23 protein-coding genes are annotated in these 24,988 nt (G+C 57.1%); 9 read left to right on the plus strand and 14 right to left on the minus strand.

The genetic code is table 11. The annotated features are described in order from the left end of the window. Positions 1–26: 26 nt before the first annotated feature. Together Q9R35_RS15010 and Q9R35_RS15015 are read left to right on the plus strand one after the other, a co-directional pair. A complete protein-coding gene (locus Q9R35_RS15010) occupies positions 27–1,151 on the plus strand; it encodes a DUF3182 family protein (RefSeq protein ID WP_311220067.1) in 1,125 nt (374 codons plus the stop codon). Beyond that, complete coding sequence (locus tag Q9R35_RS15015) at positions 1,148–1,909, plus strand: S9 family peptidase (protein WP_063693326.1); 762 nt, start codon at positions 1,148–1,150, stop codon at positions 1,907–1,909. The genes Q9R35_RS15010 and Q9R35_RS15015 overlap by 4 nt, the downstream gene beginning before the upstream one ends. A 1-nt stretch (position 1,910) precedes the next feature. Here the strand turns inward: Q9R35_RS15015 and Q9R35_RS15020 are convergent, their stop codons facing one another. From Q9R35_RS15020 to Q9R35_RS15035, 4 genes are read right to left on the minus strand one after another with little or no spacing between them, the layout of a single operon-like run. Next, the gene (locus Q9R35_RS15020; RefSeq protein WP_086061527.1) at positions 1,911–2,477 is read right to left on the minus strand and encodes a cysteine dioxygenase; all 567 of its coding nucleotides are present in this window, start codon (positions 2,475–2,477) and stop codon (positions 1,911–1,913) included. Between the two features lie 55 nt (positions 2,478–2,532). Then, positions 2,533–3,285 carry an enoyl-CoA hydratase/isomerase family protein gene (locus tag Q9R35_RS15025; protein ID WP_045929736.1) on the minus strand — a complete coding sequence of 251 codons (753 nt, stop codon included), beginning with the start codon at positions 3,283–3,285 and terminating at the stop codon, positions 2,533–2,535. A gap of 43 nt (positions 3,286–3,328) precedes the next feature. After that, a complete protein-coding gene (locus Q9R35_RS15030; protein WP_311220068.1) occupies positions 3,329–5,431 on the minus strand; it encodes an acetate--CoA ligase family protein in 2,103 nt (700 codons plus the stop codon). Between the two features lie 34 nt (positions 5,432–5,465). Continuing rightward, positions 5,466–6,464 carry a tripartite tricarboxylate transporter substrate binding protein gene (locus Q9R35_RS15035; protein WP_086061529.1) on the minus strand — a complete coding sequence of 333 codons (999 nt, stop codon included), beginning with the start codon at positions 6,462–6,464 and terminating at the stop codon, positions 5,466–5,468. A gap of 341 nt (positions 6,465–6,805) precedes the next feature. On the opposite strand from Q9R35_RS15035, the gene Q9R35_RS15040 reads away from it, so the two are divergent. The 3 genes from Q9R35_RS15040 to Q9R35_RS15050 are packed head-to-tail and all read left to right on the plus strand — an operon-like array spanning position 6,806 to position 9,738. Then, positions 6,806–7,792, plus strand: a complete 987-nt coding sequence (locus tag Q9R35_RS15040) for an MDR family oxidoreductase (RefSeq protein WP_045929734.1) — start codon at positions 6,806–6,808, stop codon at positions 7,790–7,792. Between the two features lie 45 nt (positions 7,793–7,837). Further along, complete coding sequence (locus tag Q9R35_RS15045) at positions 7,838–8,989, plus strand: CaiB/BaiF CoA-transferase family protein (protein ID WP_086069167.1); 1,152 nt, start codon at positions 7,838–7,840, stop codon at positions 8,987–8,989. Next, positions 8,986–9,738 carry an enoyl-CoA hydratase/isomerase family protein gene (locus tag Q9R35_RS15050; RefSeq protein WP_063693307.1) on the plus strand — a complete coding sequence of 251 codons (753 nt, stop codon included), beginning with the start codon at positions 8,986–8,988 and terminating at the stop codon, positions 9,736–9,738. Before Q9R35_RS15045 ends, Q9R35_RS15050 begins: the two co-directional genes overlap by 4 nt. Before the next feature lie 182 nt (positions 9,739–9,920). Here Q9R35_RS15050 and Q9R35_RS15055 read toward each other — a convergent pair whose 3' ends face one another. Next, the gene (locus tag Q9R35_RS15055; protein ID WP_045929699.1) at positions 9,921–10,670 is read right to left on the minus strand and encodes an IclR family transcriptional regulator; all 750 of its coding nucleotides are present in this window, start codon (positions 10,668–10,670) and stop codon (positions 9,921–9,923) included. Positions 10,671–10,954: 284 nt separating this feature from the next. Between Q9R35_RS15055 and Q9R35_RS15060 the strand changes: the two genes are divergently transcribed. Then, positions 10,955–11,482, plus strand: a complete 528-nt coding sequence (locus Q9R35_RS15060; protein WP_311220069.1) for a DUF2478 domain-containing protein — start codon at positions 10,955–10,957, stop codon at positions 11,480–11,482. 136 nt (positions 11,483–11,618) lie between these two features. Here Q9R35_RS15060 and Q9R35_RS15065 read toward each other — a convergent pair whose 3' ends face one another. Beyond that, the gene (locus tag Q9R35_RS15065) at positions 11,619–12,641 is read right to left on the minus strand and encodes a zinc-binding alcohol dehydrogenase family protein (RefSeq protein ID WP_125302647.1); all 1,023 of its coding nucleotides are present in this window, start codon (positions 12,639–12,641) and stop codon (positions 11,619–11,621) included. 31 nt (positions 12,642–12,672) lie between these two features. After that, positions 12,673–13,773 carry an alkene reductase gene (locus Q9R35_RS15070; RefSeq protein ID WP_311220070.1) on the minus strand — a complete coding sequence of 367 codons (1,101 nt, stop codon included), beginning with the start codon at positions 13,771–13,773 and terminating at the stop codon, positions 12,673–12,675. Between the two features lie 182 nt (positions 13,774–13,955). Here Q9R35_RS15070 and Q9R35_RS15075 point away from each other — a divergent pair, with 182 nt between their 5' ends. Then, positions 13,956–14,900 (plus strand): LysR family transcriptional regulator, encoded by a 945-nt coding sequence (locus tag Q9R35_RS15075; RefSeq protein ID WP_125302639.1) that lies wholly within the window; start codon positions 13,956–13,958, stop codon positions 14,898–14,900. Positions 14,901–14,976: 76 nt separating this feature from the next. Here Q9R35_RS15075 and phnX read toward each other — a convergent pair whose 3' ends face one another. From phnX to phnD, 5 genes are read right to left on the minus strand one after another with little or no spacing between them, the layout of a single operon-like run. Then, positions 14,977–15,819: a phosphonoacetaldehyde hydrolase gene (gene phnX / locus Q9R35_RS15080; protein WP_086069177.1), complete on the minus strand. Its 843-nt coding sequence runs from the start codon at positions 15,817–15,819 to the stop codon at positions 14,977–14,979. A 46-nt stretch (positions 15,820–15,865) separates the two neighbouring features. Next, positions 15,866–16,978 (minus strand): iron-containing alcohol dehydrogenase PsrA, encoded by a 1,113-nt coding sequence (gene psrA / locus Q9R35_RS15085; RefSeq protein WP_311220071.1) that lies wholly within the window; start codon positions 16,976–16,978, stop codon positions 15,866–15,868. A gap of 25 nt (positions 16,979–17,003) precedes the next feature. Next, the gene (gene phnE, locus Q9R35_RS15090) at positions 17,004–17,819 is read right to left on the minus strand and encodes a phosphonate ABC transporter, permease protein PhnE (protein ID WP_172400376.1); all 816 of its coding nucleotides are present in this window, start codon (positions 17,817–17,819) and stop codon (positions 17,004–17,006) included. Between the two features lie 2 nt (positions 17,820–17,821). Next, positions 17,822–18,643: a phosphonate ABC transporter ATP-binding protein gene (gene phnC, locus Q9R35_RS15095; RefSeq protein WP_063693280.1), complete on the minus strand. Its 822-nt coding sequence runs from the start codon at positions 18,641–18,643 to the stop codon at positions 17,822–17,824. Then, positions 18,640–19,530 carry a phosphonate ABC transporter substrate-binding protein gene (gene phnD, locus Q9R35_RS15100; protein WP_371317327.1) on the minus strand — a complete coding sequence of 297 codons (891 nt, stop codon included), beginning with the start codon at positions 19,528–19,530 and terminating at the stop codon, positions 18,640–18,642. The genes phnC and phnD overlap by 4 nt, the downstream gene beginning before the upstream one ends. 113 nt (positions 19,531–19,643) lie before the next feature. Between phnD and Q9R35_RS15105 the strand changes: the two genes are divergently transcribed. Both Q9R35_RS15105 and Q9R35_RS15110 read left to right on the plus strand, forming a co-directional pair. After that, positions 19,644–20,528, plus strand: coding sequence for a LysR substrate-binding domain-containing protein (locus Q9R35_RS15105; RefSeq protein WP_045929688.1), 885 nt, complete (start codon positions 19,644–19,646; stop codon positions 20,526–20,528). 140 nt (positions 20,529–20,668) lie between these two features. After that, a complete protein-coding gene (locus Q9R35_RS15110) occupies positions 20,669–22,315 on the plus strand; it encodes a long-chain-fatty-acid--CoA ligase (RefSeq protein ID WP_149720818.1) in 1,647 nt (548 codons plus the stop codon). 216 nt (positions 22,316–22,531) lie between these two features. On the opposite strand, the gene Q9R35_RS15115 is transcribed toward Q9R35_RS15110, so the two are convergent. Together Q9R35_RS15115 and Q9R35_RS15120 are read right to left on the minus strand one after the other, a co-directional pair. After that, on the minus strand, positions 22,532–23,836 hold the full coding sequence (locus tag Q9R35_RS15115; protein ID WP_311220072.1) for a hypothetical protein: 1,305 nt from the start codon (positions 23,834–23,836) through the stop codon (positions 22,532–22,534). A gap of 283 nt (positions 23,837–24,119) precedes the next feature. Beyond that, positions 24,120–24,755: a LysE family translocator gene (locus tag Q9R35_RS15120; RefSeq protein ID WP_252605488.1), complete on the minus strand. Its 636-nt coding sequence runs from the start codon at positions 24,753–24,755 to the stop codon at positions 24,120–24,122. Positions 24,756–24,988: the final 233 nt, after the last annotated feature.

Raw genomic sequence — 24,988 nt, forward strand, 5'->3', positions numbered from 1 at the left:
CTCTCTTTACTCAGAAGGATGGCCCCATGAGCAAGATTCTCACCTCTCCGCCCAAGACCTCCTTGCAAATCAGCCTGCCCAGCAAAGGCTGCAACAAAGGCACGCTCCAGGGTCTGGAATTCATGGCCAGAGAACTGGCGCAATTCCTGGATCTGCCTCGCATCCGTATTGACTATGAAGACCAGCTAAAGCCCAGTATGGGGGATGCCTACTACCTGCCCCTGCATACGTTGAAACTGGAGCAGGCGCAGCAACTGGGTATCGAACAGCCCTCGCAGCTGTACGGGGGCGTGGTGCCGTATGACTTTCTGGCTCATAAAACAGTCGCTCATCCCCTTCCCCAGGACGATATGGATCGCCCGCAAGGCTGGAACAATGAGTTGGGCCTGGCATTACGCCATACCGTCTTGCCGGGCTACAGCGTCTTTTCAAGAAACGACGCACTGCGCACGATGAGCCTTCTGGATGAGGCAGGCCAAACCGGTATACGGGCCAAGCTGGCCAGCGGCAATGCAGGCAAAGGGCAAAAGGTGATCTACAGCCGTCAGGAGCTGGAAGAGCTCTTGAACCTGCCTCAATGGCAAAGTGAGCTGGAACACGGCCTGGTACTGGAAGAGAACCTGCTCGATGGTGAGACCTTCAGCATTGGCCAGACCCAGGTGGGCGAACACCTTTTTTCCTATATCGGCCAGCAGCGGCAGACGAGTAACTGTCAGCAAGAATCCGTATACGGCGGTACCAGTCTGCTAATGGTTCGAGGCGGATTCCTGCAATTGCTGAAACTCTCTGGCATGAAGCGCATTGCGCACCTGGTTGAGATGACCATGAGCTACGAAAAAAACATCAGCCAGGCTTTTCCGCAACTGTATGCCTCACGTCGCAACTATGACCTCATCGTGGGCAAGAATGCGCGTGGCCATTACAAGGCGGGCGTGCTGGAACACTCCTGGCGTTTCGGCGGGGCTTCCATTGCCGAGATTCTGGCCATACGCAACCTGCAATTGCACCCTGAACTCCAGCACACCCACGCGTGGACACGCGAGCGTTATCTGGACAATGCCAGCTCCATAGAGAACTCCCCTCATCTCTACAGCCTCGACCAAGAAGGCGAGGCTTATCTGGCCCGCTTTGGAGGTCCCCTGCCATCATGAGTACAGAAATCTTCAATACCACGATCAAAGTGCCCCACCAGCAACTGGATGCCCGCCTGCTGGTTCCTCAATCTCCTGTCCCTGGGATTCTATTTGTACATGGCTGGGGCGGCAGCCAGCATTTTGACCTGAAGCGCGCGCATACCATTGCCGGTATGGGCTGCATTTGCCTGACCTTTGATCTGGCCGGGCACAATGCCAATCAGCACGAGCGGGAAAAAGTCACCCGTGAACAGAATTTTCAGGACATTTGTGCGGCCTTCGACACCTTGAGCAGCCACCCTATGGTGGACTCCCAGTCCATCGCTATCGTGGGGCATAGCTATGGTGCCTACCTGGCCTGTCTGTTAAGTGAGTTTCGTTCGGTACGCTGGCTCAGTTTACTGGCCCCTGCCCTGTACCCGGACGACAACTGGCTGGCCCCGAAGGATCAACTCAATCGAGAGTTATTGCAGGACTATCGTCTGCATACTCATACTCCGCAAGAGAACCGGGCCTTGCAAGCCTGTTCCAAATTCACCGGGGACGTTTTGCTGTTCGAGGCGGAATACGACGAGCTGATTCCTCGCCAGACATTGCTGACATATCGACAAGCCTTCAGCCAGGCCCACTCCCTGACACATCGGGTACTGGAAGGAAGCAACCACGCACTGGACGAGAAAGTCGCCCAGCGTGATTACTCCGTGCTGCTCTATCGCTGGATTCAGGAAATGATTATTGGTGCCCGTATCGGACACCTGCCCAGCAACGCCACTTGATTCACGCGACAGCCGGCCGGTTGGCATAACCAGAGACGAACTCCTTGGCCTGCCCGGTCTGCGGGTCAAACACATGGCGGCGTACCTTGCCGATATCTGCGCCATAAACGTGAATGCTGATGGACACCTGGTCGTCATACACATTGGAGACCTCGTGTATATCGCCCACCGTGGGTGACACCACTTCCACCACGCCCGGCTCCAGCGTCTGTGTGTCTTCTTCTGTCATACGTCCGGTATCAGGGTCACGGTCAAAAGGCCGGGAGCGTTCGGCACCACGCAACATGCCAATCAAGCCCCACACCGTATGGTCGTGAATGGGCGTTTTCTGGCCGGGGCCCCACACAAAGCTGACCACGGAAAAGCGTTCCTGCGGACAGCAATACAGCAAGTACTGTTGATAGAACTGCGGATGGGGCTGGGTGTATTCAGGTGCCAGCCAATCGTCCTGGGCCACCAGTTCGCCCAGCAGGGCGCGGCCCTCACGCAAGATATCCGCTTCGCCTACAGCGGGGCGGGCGGTCAATTCATTCATCCCTTGGATAAAGCGCTCAAAACGGGGGTGCATAAGGGGATGTCTCCATAGTTGACTGGGCCTTGCGGCCCAATTCGTGAATCAGTTCTTATTTGTTCAGATACACCGGGGCACGTTTTTCTTTGAACGCGTTCATCCCTTCCTTGGCATCATAACTATCCTCGATCGCTTTCAGGTGCCGCATGGTGCGCGCCATCTGCTCGGACGGGCCACGTGTCAGCACCTCGTTATTGATAAAGCGCTTGAGGGTCTGCAACACACGGGGCGACATCTTGGCCAGATCCTGAGCCATGCGCACGGCAGCCTGGACTTGCTCACCGACCGGCACCACTTCATTGGCAAAACCCAGATCATAAGCACGACGGGCTTCCAGGGTACGGCACAATAGGATCACTTCCATGGCGGCGTGATGCGGAATGCGCGAGGCCAGGCCGGAGATAATGCCGCCAGTAAAGCCCAGCTTGGCTTCCGGGTAGGAGAACTTGGCGCTCTCGGAGGCCACCAGCAAGTCCGTCATCATGGCCATCACCAGGGCCCCACCCACGCACCAGCCGCTGACAGCCGCAATAATGGGCTTGTCGGTTTCAAAGCCTACCGTGGGAATCGCACGCCACAACTCGGGCCACTCATTAATATCGGCACCGGCGGAAAAAGCGTCATTGCCTGCCCCGGTCAGCACGGCTACACGGCGTGTGGGGTCTTCATCAAAGGCCAAAAATGCCTGCTGCAGCTCCTTGACCACGGTGGCGCTCAAGGCATTGCGGCGATCAGGTCGATTGATCGTAAAGATGGAAACACCGTCATCGTGGTTTTCTACAAGAATGCACTGATAATCCGACATGGTTTACTCCTCCTGGGTATTTTTCAAAGAATAAGTATTGGTTTTATGTGCCTATGGACAGGCGGGCATCGACAGCGTGACAACGGGTGGCCGCCACGATCAATGGGTTGATATCCAGTTCAAACTCGGTGTCGCGCAGGTCGTGGGCGAGGAAGCTGACACGCACAATCGCATCGAGCACACCGGCCCGATCCAGCATGCGCCCTCGGTATCCCTTCAATAGCTTGTCGATCATCAAGGTGGACAAGAGCCGGTCCGCATCAGCCAGGGTCAACGGTGCAGCCGCAATAACCCGGTCTGACAACATTTCCACCAGAATGCCGCCCGCACCAAACACCACCACCGGGCCAAACTGCGCATCCTGACGTGCTCCGATCAGAAGCTCCACATCGCCCTTGGCCATGGCCTGCACCAAAACCCCTTCCAGACGGGCATCCGCTTTATAGGCTTTGGCATTTGCGTAGAGCCGGGCAAAATCGCGTCGCAAGCTGGCCTCTTCGGCCACATCCAGCGCCACCCCACCCGCTTCGGTTTTATGAACGATGTCGGGGGAGACAATCTTCATCACCACCGGATAGCCAATCTGCTCGGCCTGCGCCACGGCCTGTTCCACGTCCTCGCACACTTGGCCCAGATTCACCGGCAAGCCGTAATGCGCCAGCAAGCGCTTGGACTGGTCTTCATTAAGGACGCCACGCGGCATCACGGTAGGAGCCTGGCAAGCGCTGGGGCGCAAAGCCGCCTGACGCGGCACAAACTGCCCATGACGTTTCCAGGCCGACAAGGCCAAGGCTGCTTCCAGACTGGAGCTGGCATACGCATGGCCGTGCTGGGCCAGCTTCTGCCGCAAAGGCTCGGACGTTGCACCCGCATCAAACGCCACCATGACCGGCTTGGCCCAGTGCGGTTCAGGGTGGATGATTTTTTCAATCAGAGCCGCCATCCATTCCTGCGGACACATGGAGGCCGTAATCAATACCGCATCGCTTTGCTGATCCTGCATCAAGGCATCCAAAGTGGCGCGGGCCACTTCGGTGGAATCCTGGGTCAGACGTGCGCCCAGATCCACCGGGTTATCCGCCTGGCCGGACGGGTAGTGGGCAGCCAGAGCCTGCTTGGTAGAAGCAGAAAAGCCGGACAGCTCCACGCCATGCTCTGCCAACGCATCCGCTGCCAAGGCTCCGCCGCCGCCCGAAGGCGTCACAATCGCGACTTTGGAGATCCTGTTGCTGGTAAAGCGCACCATGCTGTTTGCCAACAGAAGCATGGCTCCCATATCGTCCATCAGGCTGATGCCTTCATCGCGGCAGACACTGGCAAACACATCATGGTCCCCCGCTACGCTGGCGGTATGCGAAAAGGCGGCCGCCTTGCCCGCACTGGAGCGCCCAGCCTTGACGGCCAGCCAGGGCTTGCCCGCGGCCTGCGCCCGGCGAGCGGTGCGCCGTAAAGCCTGGGTATCTTTAATGCCTTCTATATAGGTACAGATCACTTGCGTCTTGGGATCATCGATCAGGAAATCCACAAAATCGCACAGGTCCAGATCCGCCTGATTACCGACCGAAAAGCCATAGGTAAAGCCGCCGCCCATGGCCCAGGCTCGATCAAAGTAGGTAGTCATCAAGGCACCACTTTGACTGACAAAACCAATAGGCCGCTCCGGCAGACTGTCTCTGTCCAGCACCGGCGAAGAGCACAGCACCAGATGGCGACTGGGGCTGATCATGCCCAGGCAATTGGGGCCGATCAGTCGCATGCCCGAATCACGGCAAATACGCAGCAAGGCTTGCTCACGCTCCAGCCCGCGCTCGCCTGCATCAGCAAAGCCTGCCGAGATCACCAGCAGACCGCGTACCCCCATTTGAGCCGCAATCTGCGCCTGCTCCAGGACGGTATCGGCCCCCACTGTAAACACGGCCAGATCCGGAGCACTGTCCAGTGCAGCCAGGCCGGGCACAGCGGGCAAACCAAACAAACTGCTACGGCTGGGATTGATGGGCAGGACCTTGCCGCCATAACCGTGCTTGAGCAGCATACGGAACAGTCGCCCGCCAAACTTGGACTGATCTTCCGAGGCGCCGACCAAAGCTATGGATGCCGGGTCCAGCAAAGCGTCCAGCGTGCTGGCGCAAGTGACGGTTTCCATCACGTTTGTCTCCTGTTGGTGGTTCTGTGAGCGTTTAGTCATCGCTCATCTTGATGGTCTTGAGCAGCTCGCTGTAATAAGCCCGGCTCTTTTCCAGATCTTTGGCATACGCATCGCCATCTTTCCAACTGGCACTGACGCTGATGCGGTGGAAACGCTCCTGGGTCTGCGGCTCGGCCAGGATTTCTTCGGTAGCCTTGGCCAGCTTCTTCATGACATCGTCAGGCGTGCCTGCCGGTACCGCCAACCCCCAGAACCCTTCAAAGGGCAAGGCCAGATCAAAACCGGCTTCTTTCGGTGTGGGCACATCCGGCAGTTCGGGATGGCGCACGCTGGCATACGTCACCAAGGCTTTGGCCTTGCCGCTTTTCACCAGTTCCAGCCCGACACCATCAATAAAGAAATCGATGTGATTGCCCATCAAGGCCGTCATGGTGTCTGCCGAGCCTTTGAACGGCACGTGCAACAGGTCCAGCTTCTGGGAGTTTTCCAGAATCTCGCCCGCCAAATGACCGCCAGACGCAATACCTGCCGAGCCATAGGTCAGGGTGCCGGGCTCCTTGCGAGCCAGTTCGACAAACTCTTTCAGATTGGAGACGGGCAAATCATTGCGCACCGTCATGATGGGCAGATACCCTGCCAGGCTACCCACAAAATCAAAGCCCTTGACCGGGTCATAAGGCACGTCGCGTATATAGGGCAGCACGGTGAAGGCGGTGCTGGTGGCCAACAACAAGGTATAGCCATCGGGTTTGGCACGACCCACGATAGACGTACCCAGCGAGGTAGTGCCGCCGGGCCGGTTTTCAATCACGATGGGAACGCCAAGCTTGACGCGCAGACGGTCGGCAAAAAGACGCGCCAGATTGTCGCTGTTGCCGCCCGGGGGATAGGGAACCACAAAGGTCACTTCACGGCTGGGATAGGTATCGGCCGCGATGGCCGCCGGGGCAGAAAAGCTGCTGACTGCCGCCAGTCCCGAGACCAGTACTGTGCGTAGAAACCCGGTGCGCGAAAAAAAAGAACTGAACATGATCCTTGCCTCCTGTGTGAGAGTTTTTCTCTCTTGGTGTTCCAATATATAGAACGCTGTTCTTGTTTTTGATATTAAAAATGCCGTGAAAACGGCTTGAATACAACAGACAGCAACAACACAAGCAACTTAGGACAACGGTTCAAATATAGGGAGATTTGATTTCAAGTGTCAACTATTAAAGCCCCTCGGGATTTCCCCAGTCCGATCATCTTGTCGCTTTGGGCTTGACCGCAACGAGCTTCTGGATAAAATGAAAATACAGATTTTTTATGTCATTTTGAAGAACGCTGTTCCAAATATCAGAACACAAACCCTTAACTGATCGAAGGAATTCATTCATGTTCTCTGCCATCGTCATCGACAAAACCGACGGCCAATACAAGGCCAGCCTGCAATCGCTGGACGAGTCCGCCCTGCCCGAAGGCCAGGTCACGGTTCGCATCGACTACTCCACCCTGAACTTCAAAGACGGCTTGGCCATGACGGGCAAATCCCCGGTGGTACGCCAGTTTCCCATGGTGCCCGGCATCGACTTTGCCGGCACGGTGACCGACAGCAGCGACCCGAATTTCAAGTCCGGCCAGAAAGTGGTGCTCAATGGCTGGGGCTTGGGCGAAGTACATTGGGGTGGCCTGGCACAACAGGCACGCGTGAAAGGCGATTGGCTGATTCCCCTGCCTGAGGCTTTCTCTACCCAGCAAGCCATGATGATTGGCACCGCAGGCTATACCGCCGCCCTGTGCGTACGTGCCTTGCAGCGCCAGGGCGTCACGCCCGACAAGGGCCCGATTCTGGTGACGGGTGCCGCTGGTGGCGTAGGCAGTGTCAGCGTGGCCTTGCTGCATGCACTGGGCTACACCGTGATGGCCAGCACGGGCCGTCCTCAGGAAGAAAGCTATCTGAAGGCGCTGGGCGCCAGCGAGATTGTGGACCGCAACACCTTGAGCGAACCCGGCAAACCGCTGGGCAAGGAACGCTGGGCCGGTGCCATCGACAGTGTGGGCAGCCACACGCTGGCCAATGTTGTCGCAGGCACGCAATACCTGGGTGCAGTCGCTGCTTGCGGTCTGGCTCAAGGCATGGACTTCCCTGCTTCCGTGGCCCCCTTCATTCTGCGCGGCGTGCAGTTGATTGGGGTGGATAGCGTGCATTGCCCCAAACCCGAGCGCCTGGCGGCCTGGGATTTGCTGGCCAAGCATTTGTCTATCGAAGCCCTGGAGCGCATCGGTGCCAGCACCATCACGCTTTCCCAAGCCATTGATCAGGCCGGCCAGCTACTGGAAGGCAAGGTACGCGGCCGCATCGTGGTTGATGTGAACGCCTAAGGCCCTGTCGGCCCCCATTTACCTATCACGCTCTGGAGCTGATTCATGGATACGACATTGCCCCTGAACGGGGTTCGGATACTGGAATTTTGCAATGTGGCCGCAGGCCCGTACTGCGGTATGTTGTTGGCCGATATGGGGGCCGACGTCATCAAGATCGAACACCCCAAGGGGGGTGACACCTTGCGTAGCTGGCCGCCCATCAACCAAGGGTATAGCGAGAACTTCGCTTCGCTGAACCGCAACAAGCGCTCGGTCACGCTGGACTTGAAGAACCCTGAAGATGTGGCCAAGGCACGCCAACTGGTGCTGGATGCCGATGTCTTGCTGGAGAACAACCGGCCTGGCGTCATGCAGCGTTTAGGACTGGACTACGAAAGTCTGAAAGCTATTAATCCCAGACTGCTGTATTGCTCAATTTCCGCCTATGGACAAAGCGGCCCTCGTTCGCAGGAAGGCGGTTTTGACCTGACGATTCAGGCCATGAGCGGCGTGATGAGCGTGACGGGCGAAGCAGGTGGAGCCCCCGTCAAATGCGGTGTTCCACTGGCGGACTTTGCAGCCGGTTTGTATGCCGCTTTTGCCATCAGTGCCGCTTTGCCACAGGCCCGCGCCACCGGCCAGGGTGCACATATCGACGTGCCCATGCTGGGAACCACGCTGGCCATCGCAGCGCTGCAAACCTCCGAGTATTTCGGCAGTGGTCGCGACCCGGACAAGCTGGGCTCCGCCCACCCACGCAATGCTCCCTACCAGGCGTTCCAATGCAAAGGGGGTTATTTCGCCATGGCAGCGGGCAACGATGCGCTGTGGCGCTCCGTCTGTCAGGTAGTCGAACGCCCTGATCTGACCGAGGACGAGCGTTTCACCAGCACCACCTTGCGCGCCAAACATCAAGACGCCTTGCGTGAACTGCTGGAAGCCATTTTTGTGCAACACGACTCCGAACACTGGCTGGCACAATTCCGTGCCCAAGGCGTGCCGTGCAGCCCGATCAACCGCTATTCCGACGTTTTGCGCGACCCGCAAGTCGAGCACATGGAATGGGTGCAAAACATTCGCCTGCCGGGCACAGACACCGAAACCCGCACCTTTGTCTCGCCCCTGCGTATCAATGGGGTGGGCTTGCCCGTCCGTCTGGCACCACCCGCGCTGGGCGAACATAACGACAGCATCTTGCACGGAGTCACCCCATGACAGCGCCGTATTGCAGCAGCAGTCCCAGTCTGAATGTGGACTGCGCGGGCAAAGTCTGGACCCTGACACTGAACCGGCCCGACAAGCGCAATGCCTTGTCGGCCGATCTGGTAGAAGCCTTGATCGCGGCCGTCCAGGCCGCGGAACGGGCCCAGGCCGATCTGCTGATTTTGCGCGGTGAAGGCCGCAACTTCAGTGCCGGTTTTGACTTCAGCGACTACGAGCAACAAAGCGAGGGGGATCTGGTGCTGCGCTTTGTCCGCATCGAAACCCTCTTGCAGATGTTGGCCCACACACCGTGCGCCACCCTCGCACTGGCGCATGGACAAAACTTTGGTGCAGGCGTGGATTTGATTGCCGTCTGCCGTCGGCGCGTCGCCAGTGCGGATGCCCGCTTTCGCATGCCTGGACTGCAGTTTGGCTTAGCTCTGGGAACCGGCAGACTGGCGGCTTTGATTGGCGGCCAGCAGGCTCATCAGCTGCTGGCGGGAAGCCAGGTTTTTGATGCTGCCAAAGCGGAGCAACTGGGTTTTATTGAAGGCATACAAGAGCCTGACGCGTGGCCTGCGGTCATCGAACAAGCTCAACAGACAGCGGGCTTGCTGGACGCAACCAGTCGCGCCTATCTGCATCAGTTAACGGGCTGCCCACAACAGGCGGATCGGGATATGGCGGCCCTGGTGCGCTCTGCTTCCGCACCCGGTATCAAGCAAAGAATTGCGGCCTTCAGGCAGGCCGCAAAATCTTGAACTCTGACATTGAACTACCCCAAAAAAAAGCCCCCACGCTGCGCCTTCGGCTTGCTGCCCCCCGAGGCGGAGTTTTTGCCTTGGGACAGCCCGGCGACAAAAAATGGGAGGGGCGTCCAAGCTTTAACAGCAGTTCCAATCCGGGCTGTTTCATCCAGCCCGGAACCTATCTTCTATAACGTTTAGCGACCACTATAGCCCAAGCGGCGCGAGATCTGCGCTGCTGCCGTCATCAGGGTTTTACCAGCCTGAACCAAGCGGGCTTCTTCCAGACGCTCGGCTGGCCCGGAAATCCCCAAGGCCGCCACTACCATTCCCCGACTATCGTAAATAGGTGCAGCCGCACCCACAACCTGTTCACGCCACTCGCCACGGTTAATCGCATAGCCTTGCTCGCGCACCTGTTCCAGCTCTCGGCGCAAATCACCGAACTTGACCAGGCTGCGAGGCGTATAAGGCTTGAGGCGGTTCTTGACCAGATTCAAGGTGTCTTCACTGGCCCAGGCCAGCAAGGCCTTGCCGGTTGCTACACATTGCGCGGGCGAGCGTCCGCCCACCGTGGTGTAGGCACGCACCGGCTGCGGGCTGTCGATCTTTTCGATATACAGCACCTCTACCCCGTCCAGCAGCGACAAATGCACCGTTTCCTGGGTTTGCTCGGCCAGCTCTTTCATGAAGGACAAGGCCTCCACGCGCACATCCAGCCGGTTAGCCAGGCCCGAGCCCAGTTCCCAAAGCTTCATGGTCAGCTCGTAGCGTCCGGTATCGTCGTTCTTGCGTGCAAAGCCCTGGTGAACCAGCGCCTGCAACAGACGATGCACATTGCTTTTATTGAGCATCAGTTGATTGGCCAGCTCGGTCACACCCGAGCCTCGTTCGTGCTTGGCCAGGGCTTCCAGGAGCACCAGGCCCTTAACAAAAGTCTTGTCCAATCGAATATCCCATCAATCACTAAAAGTGCATGAATTGTCTCATGGAACCGGGCCACACCATAGCCAGACAAGCCCGTATAGCAAAGCGGCAAGCGGCTTTCGCAACAGATTCATCAGACATGCAGGCAGACGGGCGTGCACACTTGAACCTTCAACAACAAGCCCACTATCCACCCGGCCCCAAAACCGGCCAGCAGCACAGGGATTTTTCTGCTTTCCAGCGCAAGCCAAAAACGTGTACAAAGAGCCTTGCCCCTCTTTCATCCCCCCGGAGCCAAACCCCGATGGACCCCCCTTCTACGCCCTTAGCCCTTGCGGCCATCGTGCATGCAGGCAAAGGCAGCGCCGACGCCTTGCTGCTGGAATTCGTGCAGGAATTGCGCGCGAAAAACTACCGCGTTTGTGGTCTGGTGCAGGGCCCGGAAATCCAGAAGGAAGACCATAACCTGCGCACCGTGCAGGATCTGGACAAGGGCACGCTCTATCCCATCACCCAGAACCTGGGTTCGGAATCCACGGCCTGTTGTCTGGATATTGGCGCCTTGCTGGAGGCCAGCGAAGTGCTGCGGCAGGCGCTGGAAAGCCCCGCCGATCTGGTAATTGTGAATCGCTTTGGAATCATGGAAGCGGATGGCCAGGGCTTTAATAACGAGATCATGGCCTTGATCGACCAGGGCTATCCGGTGCTGACCGTAGTGGCCCACACTTACCTGCCTGCGTGGCGTGAGTTTACGGGTGGCCTGGCGGTGGAACTGGCGCCGGAGAGTGAGGCACTGTGGAACTGGTTCGAGAGCAGTCGTCAGGCAGCCTGAATCGATCACCTGACACGACTGCTCTCACAGGGTCTGCACCATCACCCGAAACCATACGGCCAGCCCCTGCCAAACGGCTCCACAACAGAACAGCAATAAGCACCAAGCCTGGAACAGGCTGAAGCACGAGCTTCTTTTACTGACCCCAACCTTCCAGAACCAGTTTGCCCTTTGCCTTGCCCGACTCGATCAGGGCATGGGCTTTCTTCATATTGCTGGCATTGATGCTGCCAAAGCGCTCAGTCAGGGTAGTACGTATCAGCCCCGCATCAATAAGGGCTGCGACTTCGCTTAGCAAACGGTGCTGGGCCTGCATGTCATCTGTGCCAAACAGGGCACGGGTAAACATGAACTCCCAGTGCAAAGACACAGACTTGCGTTTGAGCTTGCCCACATCAAGACTGGCCGGATCATCAATCAGACCGAACTTCCCTTGGGGGGCAATAAGCTGCACGATCTGGTCGAAATGCTGATCGGTATGCGTCAGGCTGACGACATAATCCACTTCCGGATGCCCGATCCGCTCCAGTTGCTCCGCCAAAGGCTGGCTGTGATCAATGACATGATGCGCGCCCAGATCCTGCACCCAAGCTTGGGTTTCTGGACGGGAGGCGGTGCCAATGACGGTCAAAGCGGTCATGCGGGAAGCCAACTGCGTCAAAATGGAACCCACCCCACCCGAAGCCCCAATAATCAATATGGCCTTGTCCGTGGGAGCTTTTCCTGGGGCCACGCCCAAGCGATCGAACAGCATCTCCCAAGCGGTGATGGTAGTCAGGGGCAAGGCAGCCGCCGCCGCAAAATCCAGCGTTTTCGGGGCATGGGCCACGATGCGCTCGTCCACCAAATGCAGTTGGCTATTCGTGCCGGGGCGAGCAATGGAGCCGGCATACCAGACGCGATCACCAGGCTTGAACAAACTAACTTGTGGCCCTACCGCCTGCACAATCCCGCAGGCATCCCAACCCAATACTTTGTATTCCTCTCCATCAGCAGGAAAGGCCGACTGGCGAACTTTGGTATCGACCGGATTGACCGAGACCGCGTGTACTTGCACCAGCAGATCACGACCTGTGGCGACCGGCTCAGGCAGTTCAATATCCATCAGGGACTCGGGCAACGCTATCGCTTGAGGAACCTTGTAGGCAATCGCTTTCATCTTTTTTCCTTTGTAAAATCAATCGTCTGTCTCAGGCCATGCCCGGATAATCGGTATACCCGTGGGCGCCACCCCCAAACAAGGTTTGGGGATCAAAATTTGCCAAGGGGAGCTGATCACGCAAGCGGGCAGGCAAATCCGGATTGGCGATAAAGGGGCGACCAAACGCCACCAGATCAGCCAGGCCACTCTTTACAATCTGCTCGGCTCGGTATGCGTCATATTTGCCCGCAACGATAATTCGACCCGAAAAATGGGCACGCAAAGCATGGCGAAAATCATCAGGAATCTCAGGGGCATCATCCCAATCAGCCTCTGACAAGTGCATGTAGGCCAGGCCCTTGCCGTCCAGTACCTTCGCCAACTGCAAGATGGTTGGAATGATTTCGGGGCAGTTCATGGCTCGCTGCGTAATAAAGGGAGCCAGACGGATACCCGTGCGCTCTGCCCCTATCTCTCCCGCTACTGCTTCAACCACCTCTCTGGCAAAACGAATACGGTTCTCCACGCTGCCGCCATACGCATCTTCACGGTGATTGGAGGTGGTACGCAGGAACTGATCAATCAGGTAGCCATTGGCACCATGGATTTCCACACCATCGAATCCCGCCTGCATGGCCTTGGCAGCCGCCTGGCGGTAGTCCTCAACCACGGCTGCAATTTCTTGCTCGCTCAGGGCGCGCGGCACGGGGCAATCCAGCATCCGTCCCACCCCATCCTCCCCCACCACCCAAACCTGCGCCTGGGGTGACAAGGCAGAAGGGGCCACAGTCTGCCCATCTGCATGAAAGCTGGCATGCGACATCCGACCAACATGCCACAGTTGCAAGACAATCCGGCCACCGGCCTGGTGCACGGCATCTGTTACCAGGCGCCAGCCCTGCACCTGCTGCTGGGTGTAAATACCGGGCGTAAAGCTGTAGCCTTGCCCTTGTCGCGAAATCTGCGTGGCTTCGCTGATCAACAAGCCTGCACTGGCACGCTGAGCGTAGTACTGGGCCATCAGCGCGTTCGGAATATCACCCGGCTGGTCGGTACGGCTGCGTGTCATGGGAGCCATCACGATACGGTTGGGCAACTGCAAGCTGCCCACTTGTAATGCTGAAAACAAAGTAGATGTCGCTAAACCCATGATTCGTGTGCCTCATCAACAAAATGAAAATGTGGATCACAGTGTGCCTTTTCAGACTCTTTAGAAAAACAGGCCATTGTTTGAAATGATCTTCAAAAATATTTTGAAAATAGAGTCATAATTAATCCCATTGATTCGCTTTCCAGCATAAAAACATTGAACTCAGCCCAGCGAGACACGCCATGAAAGCCCTGCAGGATCTGGAAATTTTTGTTCGCACCGCTGACACGGCCAGCCTGTCCGCCACGGCACGGGGTTTGGGCATCACACCGGCAGCCGCCAGTGCGGCACTCAAACGCCTGGAGGCGGAAGTGGGGGTGCAGCTTTTTCTGCGCTCCACCCGCCACTTGCGGCTGACCTCTGAAGGCGAAGTATTCCTGGCTCAATGCCGTCCTGCCCTGTCCGCCTTGCAGCAAGCCAGCCTGCAACTGGCCAGCGGCGGCCCCGGTTCCCGTGGCCAACTAAAGCTGGCTGCACCGTCCGACCTGGGCCGCAATGTGCTCTTGCCTTGGTTGAACGAGTTTCAGGACGCCAATCCGGGCGTGGATATACGCCTGCATCTGTCCGATCGGCTGGCCAATGTCTACAGCGAACCTATTGATGCAGCCTTTCGCTATGGCCATCCGGCAGACTCCAATCTGGTGGCTCTGCCTTTGGCTCCGACACACCGCCGTGTCCTGTGCGCTGCCCCCTCTTATTTAAGGCATCGCGGCACGCCCGCCTCCCCTCTGGAGCTGCAGGAGCATGACTGCCTGTGCTTCATGCTGGGGGATGATGTGCACGACCGCTGGAAGTTCGAGCGCAACGGCCAGCCCGCCACCTTTGTCCGTGTCCGGGCCGTGAATGTCTCCAACGACGGGGATGTGGTCCGACGCTGGGCCTTACTGGGCAAAGGCATTGCGTACAAATCCTACTTCGATGTGGCCCAGGACCTTGCCAGTGGCCGTCTGCACGCGATCTGCGAGGACTGGCAAGGCGAAAGCACGCCCCTGTATTTGCTGGTAGCCGGGAGGCAGCAAATTACCCCCCTGCTGCGCCAGCTGCATCAATTCATGCAGGAGCGTCTGGAGCACTGGGAGCAGCAGCACCATCAAAGCGCTCTGTCCGTCGCCAGCACGGCCGCCTGAAACAAGCAGGCAGCAAAAAGGGCGGGGTTTGTCGCCCCGCCCTTCTTACCAGGCCTGATTCAATGCCCCCACAGAATCAGGGTGTCTCGCCTTGCGCCAGACGTGCCTGAATCGCCAGCACCACAGCCGGGAAATCGGCCACGGTTTCAATCACGTAATGAGCACCCGACTGACGCAAACGTTCGCTGGCACGCTCGACACGTGCTTGCACTTCTGCCGGATCAGTTTGGGCCAGCTCGTCCAGGGACAGCCCCACTTCATTGCCCGACAGGCTCAAACCTACCGTCCACATACCGGCGCGGCGGCCTTCTTCAATACCCGGCACGGTATCGTCCACTTTGATGCAACGACGCACATCGCCCACACCCAGAGCCAGCACATTGGCCAGCGCCATGAACGGACCGGGTCGGCCACCAGCAGGCAACTCGTCACCCGCAATAATGCAGTCCGGCGCAATGCCCTGACTGGCTGCGGCGGGCAGCAGAACATCCAGCACCTGACGCGGGTAGCCGGAACAAGAACCAATTTTGATGCCCTTGGCACGCAATTCTTCCAGCACCGCAGCGGCACCTTCAATAGGGGCCGAGTATTCCGCTACCTTCTCGATTTGCATGGGCATGAAACGCTCGTAAATGGCGTCAATGTCGGCATCGGTAGACGCACGCTCGAACTGAGCCAGCCACTGATCCTGAATCGACTCGGTGGCCAGCAAGGTACGGATGTGATCCCGTTTGGACAAGCCCATCGGGCCACGTGCCTGCTCCAGGCTGATTTGAATGCCAAAAGTGGCAAAGGCATCTACAAAAATCTGTGTCGGTGCCAAGGAGCTGAAATCGACCAGCGTGCCTGCCCAGTCAAAAATAACGGCTTCGACCTTGTCCGACATCAGCGTATTGAGCGCATTGAAATTCTGAGTCATTGTTTGCAACCTTCAGTCCTAAAAACAAGCCGGGTCAAAAACCGGCTTATACCTGCACTGCATCCAGAGCATGTGCACCAATAAAATTACGTCCGCGTGGTCCTTGCATTGCCTGGACAATGCGTTGTTGCCACTGTTCGGGCGATACCCCGTAGCTGGCCGGGTCCGTGCTGACCCCCAGGCCTTGCAAAAAACCGCTCAAGGCCGAGACAGCTTGAGGGCCGTTGCGAGCGTCAAAAATCGACAATAAAAACTGATCCAGCTGCTCATCCTGCCCCAAGGCCATCTGCATGACATGCGGCAAGCTGAACGAGCATGCAATCCCATGCGGCAAGCCCTGCTCCAGAGTCAGGTCGTAGGACAGGGAGTGCGCCAGAGCCGTCTTGGTATTGGAAAAAGCCAGGCCCGCCATGGCGGCAGCCACAGCCAGTTGAGTGCGCAATTCCAGGCTGGACAGATCCTGCATCAGCAAGGGCAAGCTGCTGATAATCTGCCGTGCCGCCGACACTGCCAGGCTGGCCGATACGGGGTTGCGATTCACATTCCATAAGGACTCCAGCGCATGCGACAAGGCATCCAGTCCACTGGCCAAGGTCGCGCCCGCAGGCAGGCTGCACATCAGGGCCGGATCAATAATCGCGGCCTGAGGCCAGGTCCAGGGCAGATGCAGGGAGTACTTGCGTCCCTGCCCCTTATCCCAAATGGTTGCCCAGGGGGTCACTTCGCTCCCGGTTCCTGCCGTGGTGGGCACGGCAATCAGGCTGCGCACCCGCCCTGGAGGCTGGCTCAGGCTGGTATTGCCCGACAAGCAGTCGAGCAGTTCGGCAAACGTTCCCGAAGGAGTGCTGGTCAACATGGCTTTGGCGCAATCAATCACGCTGCCGCCCCCCAAGGCAATAATGCATTCGGCCTCGGGGTGGTCACGCCACAGACGTTCGTACAACGGCGCCAACCAGGACACATCCGGATTGGGCTGAATATCCGTTTCAATCGCAACCAGCTGCTCGCCCAGCAAGGCTTGCAAGCGCTCGCACTGTCCCAGCTCGCGTGCCTGCGGGAAAGCAATCAGAATGGCCCGTCGGTTGCCCAGACGCTCGGGCAAGCGCTCGAAAGCACCTTCGCCAGCATCGATCTGAACAGGATTGAAAAAATGCCACATAAAAAATCTCGAATAAAAACGACGATCAATCGCGCCCGTTGTTGCGAATGGCCTCACGCAGGCGATTGGAAATCAGGTCGGCTACCACCACCATCACCGTAATGACCACGATGCAGGTTGCGGTCTCCTGGTACTTGAACAGTTTCAGGCTGCTGACCAGCTCAAAGCCCAAACCACCGGCCCCCACCATGCCCAGCACGGTAGCCGAGCGCAGATTGACCTCGAAGCGATACAGAATCACCGCAATCCAGGCTGTAATCACCTGGGGCAAGACACCGAACACAATCACTTGCAAGGGACGTGCGCCAGTAGCGCGCAAGGCATCCAGCGGGCCTTGATCAATCTCCTCAATACTTTCAGCAAAGAACTTGCCCAGCATCCCCACGCCGTGCACAGCCAGAGCCAACACACCGGGGAAAGGCCCAAGCCCAACTGCAGCTACAAAGACCAAGGCCAGAATCAGCTCGTTGATACTGCGTATCACGTTCAGGCTTTGACGGGTAAAACCGTACAGATAGCGGTTGACCTTCAGGTTACGGGCGGCCAGAAACGATACCGGTACGGCTCCCAGCACACCCAGCACCGTGCCCCAGATCGCGATCTGAATGGTCTCGACCGCAGGTGCAACCAGATTGCCCAAAATGCTCCAGTCTGGCGGGAAGGTGCGACTTAGAAAGTCGGCAATCTGCGGCAGGCCAGCCGCAAATTCAGCGGCGCTCAGTTGTGCACCTTCAGCGCTCCATTGCAGCCCCACCACAATCGCAGCGAGCAGCAAAGCCGTGGTGACCCAGCCCTTCATACCCGTAGGCGTGGACATGACCCAGGCATATTTGTGTTCCATGATCAGGCTCCCTTGGTCGCGATGGTCAGTGGTTCGTTCAGGAAGGAGGCAGCCACCTCACTGGCTTCTTGGGAGTGAGCACCGCCCTGCCCTGGCTCCGGACCAGGATAGATGCGGGCCAGATCATCTTCCGTCATCAGATCAGGGGCGCCGTTATAAACCACGCGGCCATGGGCCAGGCCCACAATGCGATCCGCAAACTCACGGGCGTAATCAACCTGGTGCAGGTTGCACACCACGGTAATACCCAGTTCCCGACTAGCGTCGTGCAAATAACGCATCACCAGACGCGCTGTTTTGGGGTCCAGGCTGGCCACTGGTTCGTCGGCCAGAATAATGCGGGGACGCTGCGCCAGAGCACGGGCAATGCCCACACGCTGACGCTGACCACCCGACAAGGAATCCGTGCGAGCCTGGGCTTTATGCGCCAGTCCCACACGTTCCAGACACTCTTTGGCCAAGGCAATATCAGCACGGCTGAACAGTTGCAGGATCGAGCTCCACACGGGAACCGCCCCCAAACGCCCGGTCAATACATTGCGCAGCACTGACAAACGAGGCACCACATCGTGATGCTGGAAAATCATGGCAACCTGGCGGCGCAAGGCCCGAGTATCCTGGGCCGACATGGCATCAATACCGGCCACCGACATCTCGCCCGTATCGGCCTGCGCCAGCCGGTTCATGCAGCGCAGCAAGGTGGACTTGCCCGCTCCGGACTGACCCAGCACAACCAGAAACTCACCGGCTTCTGCATCCATGTCCACACCGCACAGGACATCATTGGAGCCATAACTTTTGTTCAGGCCACGCAAACGGATCATTTCATGCTCCGCAGATCCAGGTTCAGCACCTTGGCGGTATCGCGCACCACGTTGTAAGCGGCATCGTCGGTAGCCTGAAAGCCATTCAACATGCCCTGGTCACCCCAGGGTACATCCTTGATATTGGCCAGAGCCTTGGCCACTTTCTCTTTGACGCTGGGGTCCAGATCCTTGCGCCAGACCATGGGCGACTCGGGGATATCGCTGGAGGACCACACCACTTTCAAATCATCCTGAGCCAATTGGCCTTTGGAAATCGCGCTGGCGTAAATACGATCGGCTACAGCGGCAGCATCCACTTTCTTGTTGGCTACAGCCAACAGGCTGGCATCGTGCGAACCAGAAAACACCACGCGGGAGAACAGCTCTTCAGGCTTGTAGCCATCGTTTTCCAGACCCGCTTTAGGGAACAGGTGGCCGGAAGTCGAGCTGGGGTCTACAAAGGCAAATGTGCGATCTTTCAACTGATCCACATTGTCGATCCCGCTATCGGCACGCACCACGATCAGGCTCTTGTAGGCGCTTTTACCTGTTTTCTTGGTGACGGCAACCGCAAAGGCTTCCACATCGGCCACCGAACTGGCCAGCACGTAAGAGAATGGCCCCAGGTAGGCCACGTCCAGCTTCTTGGCACGCAAGGCTTCGATAATGCCGTTGTAGTCCGTCGCCACAAAGGGCTCGACCTTCATGCCGGACTCGCGCTCCAGTTGCTCAATAACCTGTTTGCTCGATTCGATCATGGCCTGCGAGTCTTCGGCCGGGATCAGACCAATCGTCAAGGTGTCCTGGGCGGCGTGGGCGGCAGTCCCAAACACCGAAAAAATAATAGTGGCGGCGCTTGCCGCGATGAAAGAGCGGCGGGCTGTCTGAAATACGTTCTTGTTCACGGCAGTCGTCCTTGAGGTTTGTAGGAGGAATGCCGACATAGTAGAAAGGTCACATTGCCTTCATATTATCGATTTAGGATTCAAAACATCAGTTATCTATAGATGGAGTCTATATGTCCGCCGCACGCCTGCGCGCCTTCCTGGCTGTTGCCCGTCATGGCAGTTTCAGCGCCGGGGCCCGCGCCCTGGGACTGGCTCAACCCACTGTGACCAAACAAGTACAGGGGCTGGAACAGCAACATGATGTGGAGTTGTTTCATCGCCGGGGCAGAGGTGTCCAACTGACCCAGGTGGGGATGGCGCTGCTGCCGGTCGCGCAGCAACTGGGAGCACTGGAAGTTGATGCCTTCAACCTGCTGCATGACAGTGGAAAACTGCATGTAGGCCGACTGCGTATTGGCGCAGTCGGGCCTTTTCATGTGATTGAGATGGTAGAGGCCTATCACCGGCTGTTTCCCGGCGTGGATATCTCTATTCATATGGGGAACTCGGCACAGGTGCTGGCAGATCTGGCCGACTATGCCACCGATATTGCCGTGCTGGCCGGAGCCTGCGAGGACTCGGCCTTTCACACCGAACATTACGCCAGCCATGCTGTCATTCTGTTCGCCCCCTTGTCGCACCCTTTGGCCCGGTACGACAGTGTGCCTTTATCTGCCTTGCAGGATGCTCCTTTGCTGCAGCGGGAGTCGGGCTCCACCACCCGTGCCTGCCTGGAAGCGGCGCTGGAAAAGGAAAATATACGGCCCCGCGCGGTCATGGAAATTGGCAGCCGGGAAGCCCTGCGTGAAGCCGTTGCCCGAGGGCTGGGCGTAGGCACGGTGTCCGAGGCGGAGTTCATCCCGGACCATCGCTTCAAAGCGGTTCGTATTCAGGGCGATCCGGTACGCACCGACACGTACTTGTATTGCCTGGCCGAGCGCCGGGACAGCCGCATGATTGCCCAATTTTTCACAGAAGCTTTGGCATTACGCAAGCAAATACAAACGACTACATAGACGCATTTGTGAGTTTTAGGCTACTGTGCATCAGGAGGCCATGACAGTCAGTGATGTGTTTCGTCCATTTTCTGCGCGTAGACTCACAGTTTCAAGGCCCGTCAGTTCTGTTTGATTTACTCCCAGGGAGGACGAAAACCATGCTTGGCATGATGATGAATACCCCGCTGTTAGTGTCATCCATACTGCGTCATGCGGCCAACTACCACGCAGACCGCGAAGTTGTCTCTCAAACGGTAGAAGGCCACATCCACCGCTACACCTATGCAGATCTGTCCAAGCGCAGCCAGAAACTGGCCAATGCGCTTCAGAAAATGGGCTTGCAGCAAGGCGACCGCGTGGGCACCCTGGCCTGGAACGGCTATCGTCACCTGGAGCTGTATTACGGCGTATCAGGCTCGGGCCTGGTGTGTCACACCATCAACCCGCGTCTGTTTCAGGATCAAATCGGCTACATCATTGAACACGCTGGCGACAGTGTCCTGTTTGCCGATCTGAGCTTCATGCCAATTCTGGAGGCCCTGGCCGAGCAACTGTCCAAGCTGAAAGCCGTGGTCATCATGACCGACGAAGCGCACATGCCCAAGTCGGACTTGCTGCCCAATCTGAAGTGCTATGAAACCCTGATTGCCAACGAGTCAGATGAATTCGACTGGCCGGTGTTTGACGAGAACACTGCATCGGGCCTGTGCTACACCTCCGGCACTACGGGCAACCCCAAGGGCGTGCTCTACAGCCATCGCTCCACCATCTTGCACGCCTTTGCCTTGAGCCTGCCCGATGCTCTGAGTCTGTCGGCCTCCGACACCATTACCCCGATTGTGCCCATGTTCCACGTCAACGCCTGGGGCCTGCCCTACGCCGCCTTGATGGTGGGGGCCAAGCTGGTCTTGCCCGGCCCTAAACTGGATGGCGCCAGCCTGCACACCTTGTTTGAAAACGAAGGCGTCACCATGACGGCCGGGGTGCCGACGGTCTGGCTGGGTCTGCTGGACTGGATGCAAGCCAATGGGAAAACCTTCAGCAGCCTGCAACGCCTGGTCATTGGGGGCTCGTCTGCGCCACCTGTCATGATTACCCGCTTCCAGAAGCTGGGCGTAAAAGTGCGCCACGCCTGGGGCATGACCGAAACCAGTCCAGTCGGCCTGGCCGCAGCCTTGCTGCCCCAGCACGAAGCCCTGCCCGAGAACGAAAAACTCAAGTTGCTGGCCAAGCAAGGGCGTCCGCTATTTGGCGTCGAGTTCCGAGTGGATGGCGACGACGGCCAGCCCATTGCGCGCGACGGCAAAATGTTTGGTGCCATGATGGTGCGCGGCCCCTGGATTGCCAGCGCTTACTTCAACAGCAAGGACTCTTCCGCCCACACGGAAGATGGCTGGTTCAATACCGGCGATGTGGTCACCATTGATAAAGACGGCTTTATCCAGATCGTGGACCGGACCAAAGACGTGGTGAAATCCGGTGGCGAATGGATCAGCTCGATCGAGCTGGAGAACATTGCCCAGGCTCACCCGGCCATCAAGGAAGCGGCCGTGGTTGCCAAGCCCGACGAGCGCTGGGGCGAGCGTCCGGTGCTGGTGGTGCAGTTGCAAGAAGATGCCACCTTCACCAAGCAGGACATGATTGATCTGTTTACAGAGCAAGTCTCCAAATGGAGCATTCCTGATGAACTGATCGTGGTGGATGAGCTGCCCCACACAGCAACGGGCAAGCTCTTGAAAACCGCTATTCGCAAGCTGATTCAGGAAGATCTGGACAGGCTGGCTGCGCAAAACAAGGCGATCTAAGCGATGCCCAAACAGACGTTAAACCAGGCGTCTGACAGCAAAATCAAGAAGCCGGTCTAGGCGGCCTTGAAGTGCGATAGCAAACTGCCCCCCGAAAGCTGGATAACTATCCAAATATTCGGGGGGCAGTTTTTTTGCTTTTAGCTTTACTTTCGCCTTTGCCAGGACCAGAGACATAGGCTTTGGTTCTGGCTATGGCTATGCAACAGGCCCTTCTCAAGGATGAACGGGTGTAGGAATGTCCCAGATATTCAGGTCCGCATTCTCACGCTCCCAAGCCCTTACAGAGAACTTGGCACGGTTGAACAGCGCCAGATAGTTTTCATAGCGAATCTTGTTGCCAACGTCCAAAGGCAGTTCTCCCAGGAAGTCCCTCATCTTGGACAGATCCGCGTGATACTGGTCTGGCGACATCAAGCCGCCCGGTGTCACCGAGGTGGGAGGGGTCGATTCAAAACGGTTACGTGTGAAGATCACCACATCCGACCCCCACAGAATCCGGTTTTTGTATTCCTTGAAGAAATTCAGCCAATCCTGACGGCTGGGCATTCCGGGCTCGGGATTGAGCATATAGTCCTGCACCAGATCCCAGGAAATATCGGTAGACCAGCTGGGGCAAGCATCCAGCACTTTCTTGACGCGCGTAAGGTGATCCTGAGTCGGTTTCACAAAGCGCCCCAAGCCGGTATGCGCCCACACCACCCTGGCCTTGGGTGCATGTCCGCACACGTGCTTCAAGCCATCCACATAATCCTGGTCGGGGTAGACATGCTCCAGCTCGCCCTGATAATTGACCTCAACCCGGTACATATCGTTGTGCAAAATCGCGACCAGGCCAATTTCCTCAATCGTCTGGAACAGGTATTCCAGAGATTCGGAATAGAGCGACACCTTGCTGCCATCACCCGCATCCGGTGGCAAGGGCACCGAGGGAGCCTTGGTTTGCTCTACGGTTTCACCAGCCAGTTTGCTGGACACCAGCTCCTTATGAATGGTGAACTCCCCCACCCCGGAAAACACGCCTGGAAAACTGAGCACCGCACGCTTGATATGTTGCGAGGCATACACGTCCATCGGGTTGAACGCCGTGATCATGACATCCAGCTTTTCCTGATATTGCGGTGGCAGCCGCTCGTACTCGCGTGCAAACATGGCATCAACAAAGGAGTAGTAATACAGGTCTGCCTTGGGGCCAATATAGTAATTGGGCCCGTACATCTGATTGCCTGGGCCCTGAGCCTGATATTGCTCGAACCCGTCCCACCGTTGCTGCAAAGGAATGGGCATGATGGTCGAGCGCACAATCTGCTGCAGATTGCCACGCATATATCGCTCTGCATATTTCTTTAAAGGAATCCCCTGCATGGCATAGTTGGATGCATGAAAATGTACGTCAGCATAGAGCTGGCTGGTATCCAGCCGGGGTTCCAGGCTTTGGGCCATGGCAGGGCCCTGCAAGACAGCTAATAAAGCCAGGCAGGAACCCGCTATCGTTTTTGCATTTAGATGATGGCAAGTCATTCGTGTCTCCCTATCTACAAGTAGTGTGCGAAACCTCATACTGCACCTTGTCGATAATACCCAGACACTCATCAATAAATGACAAAAAATAACAGATATTCTTTTTAAAATTTTATTTATATAATTTTCTATATTTTTAAATTTTTAATATTAATCACCTTATAAACAATTACTGAATAATTAAAAAACAAAAACTCAAAAATAATTCCAATTATTCAACCAATAAAAAATTCATTAAAACTTGAATAATCAGGCCATTCACACCGTCTTTTCTCCCCGGCACCTATCCAGCAAGCTCCCCCCGGGGCACCGAGTTGGCAAAGAGAAGTGAGGCGCCCAGCCCCAGCAAGGCCACACCAATCACCTTGTCCAGCAATCTTTGCCGAGCCAGCATGCCCGCCCGCAGGCGCTTGTTTGAAAACACCAGGGCCACAATGCTGAACCAGACCCAATGCGCGAAGGACATCCAGAAACCGTAGGCAAAATTCAGCCAGAACGGCGCATCCGGCTGCACCAGCTGGGTGAAGGTGGCCACCACAAACAACATGGTTTTCGGATTCAGGGCATTGGTTAAGAAACCCATGCCAAAAGCCTGCCAGGCGCTGGGCACACTGCCCGCGTCGCCATCGGTATCAAGCGCAGCACGGTTACTGAAAGACTGATAGCCCAGGTACATCAGGTACGCCGCCCCCACCACTTTCATCATCCAAAAAAGAGTGGGGGATTGAGTAATCAGAATCGCCACGCCTAGCACCGTGTAGACCACATGCACCTGCACTCCGGCCGCAATGCCCAACGCTGAAATCAGACCCGTCTTGCGACCAAAGGAATAACCATTGCGCGTGATCATGGCGAAGTCCGGGCCGGGGCTGATCACAGCCAGGATAGTGATAGTGGCAACAGCCAACAGTTCATGCATGTTTAACAAGCCTAAGTTTGATGAAATCGGCCTTATGAGCGACTGCACGAGCAGCCAAAACGCAGGACCAGTCCTACACTCTTGGCAAGAGATACAGTCTTGCCCAGCGGGACAGCAATCTGCAAAAAGGCAGTTTTGTCAGGTACAGAGCATATTTTCGGAGAACTTATGATTCCATCGAATTTCCAAGGCATTTTCATTCTTGGTCCGAATAATCAAAATTCTTCAGCCAC

It is taken from the genome of Alcaligenes sp. AB3, from assembly GCF_031844565.1.
Lineage (GTDB): Bacteria > Pseudomonadota > Gammaproteobacteria > Burkholderiales > Burkholderiaceae_B > Alcaligenes > Alcaligenes faecalis.

Bases quoted from the DNA above. Each gene is read 5' to 3' on its own strand.
- Q9R35_RS15030 (WP_311220068.1), bottom strand. From the start codon at position 5,431: ATGGAAACCGTCACTTGCGCCAGCACGCTGGACGCTTTGCTGGACCCG.
- Q9R35_RS15040 (WP_045929734.1), top strand. From the start codon at position 6,806: ATGTTCTCTGCCATCGTCATCGACAAAACCGACGGCCAATACAAGGCC.
- Q9R35_RS15060 (WP_311220069.1), top strand. From the start codon at position 10,955: ATGGACCCCCCTTCTACGCCCTTAGCCCTTGCGGCCATCGTGCATGCA.
- Q9R35_RS15050 (WP_063693307.1), top strand. From the start codon at position 8,986: ATGACAGCGCCGTATTGCAGCAGCAGTCCCAGTCTGAATGTGGACTGC.
- Q9R35_RS15110 (WP_149720818.1), top strand. From the start codon at position 20,669: ATGCTTGGCATGATGATGAATACCCCGCTGTTAGTGTCATCCATACTG.
- Q9R35_RS15020 (WP_086061527.1), bottom strand. From the start codon at position 2,477: ATGCACCCCCGTTTTGAGCGCTTTATCCAAGGGATGAATGAATTGACC.
- Q9R35_RS15065 (WP_125302647.1), bottom strand. From the start codon at position 12,641: ATGAAAGCGATTGCCTACAAGGTTCCTCAAGCGATAGCGTTGCCCGAG.
- phnE (WP_172400376.1), bottom strand. From the start codon at position 17,819: ATGGAACACAAATATGCCTGGGTCATGTCCACGCCTACGGGTATGAAG.
- phnX (WP_086069177.1), bottom strand. From the start codon at position 15,819: ATGACTCAGAATTTCAATGCGCTCAATACGCTGATGTCGGACAAGGTC.
- Q9R35_RS15075 (WP_125302639.1), top strand. From the start codon at position 13,956: ATGAAAGCCCTGCAGGATCTGGAAATTTTTGTTCGCACCGCTGACACG.
- psrA (WP_311220071.1), bottom strand. From the start codon at position 16,978: ATGTGGCATTTTTTCAATCCTGTTCAGATCGATGCTGGCGAAGGTGCT.
- Q9R35_RS15010 (WP_311220067.1), top strand. From the start codon at position 27: ATGAGCAAGATTCTCACCTCTCCGCCCAAGACCTCCTTGCAAATCAGC.
- Q9R35_RS15120 (WP_252605488.1), bottom strand. From the start codon at position 24,755: ATGCATGAACTGTTGGCTGTTGCCACTATCACTATCCTGGCTGTGATC.
- Q9R35_RS15025 (WP_045929736.1), bottom strand. From the start codon at position 3,285: ATGTCGGATTATCAGTGCATTCTTGTAGAAAACCACGATGACGGTGTT.
- Q9R35_RS15115 (WP_311220072.1), bottom strand. From the start codon at position 23,836: ATGACTTGCCATCATCTAAATGCAAAAACGATAGCGGGTTCCTGCCTG.
- phnC (WP_063693280.1), bottom strand. From the start codon at position 18,643: ATGATCCGTTTGCGTGGCCTGAACAAAAGTTATGGCTCCAATGATGTC.
- Q9R35_RS15070 (WP_311220070.1), bottom strand. From the start codon at position 13,773: ATGGGTTTAGCGACATCTACTTTGTTTTCAGCATTACAAGTGGGCAGC.
- Q9R35_RS15015 (WP_063693326.1), top strand. From the start codon at position 1,148: ATGAGTACAGAAATCTTCAATACCACGATCAAAGTGCCCCACCAGCAA.
- Q9R35_RS15045 (WP_086069167.1), top strand. From the start codon at position 7,838: ATGGATACGACATTGCCCCTGAACGGGGTTCGGATACTGGAATTTTGC.
- Q9R35_RS15105 (WP_045929688.1), top strand. From the start codon at position 19,644: ATGTCCGCCGCACGCCTGCGCGCCTTCCTGGCTGTTGCCCGTCATGGC.
- Q9R35_RS15035 (WP_086061529.1), bottom strand. From the start codon at position 6,464: ATGTTCAGTTCTTTTTTTTCGCGCACCGGGTTTCTACGCACAGTACTG.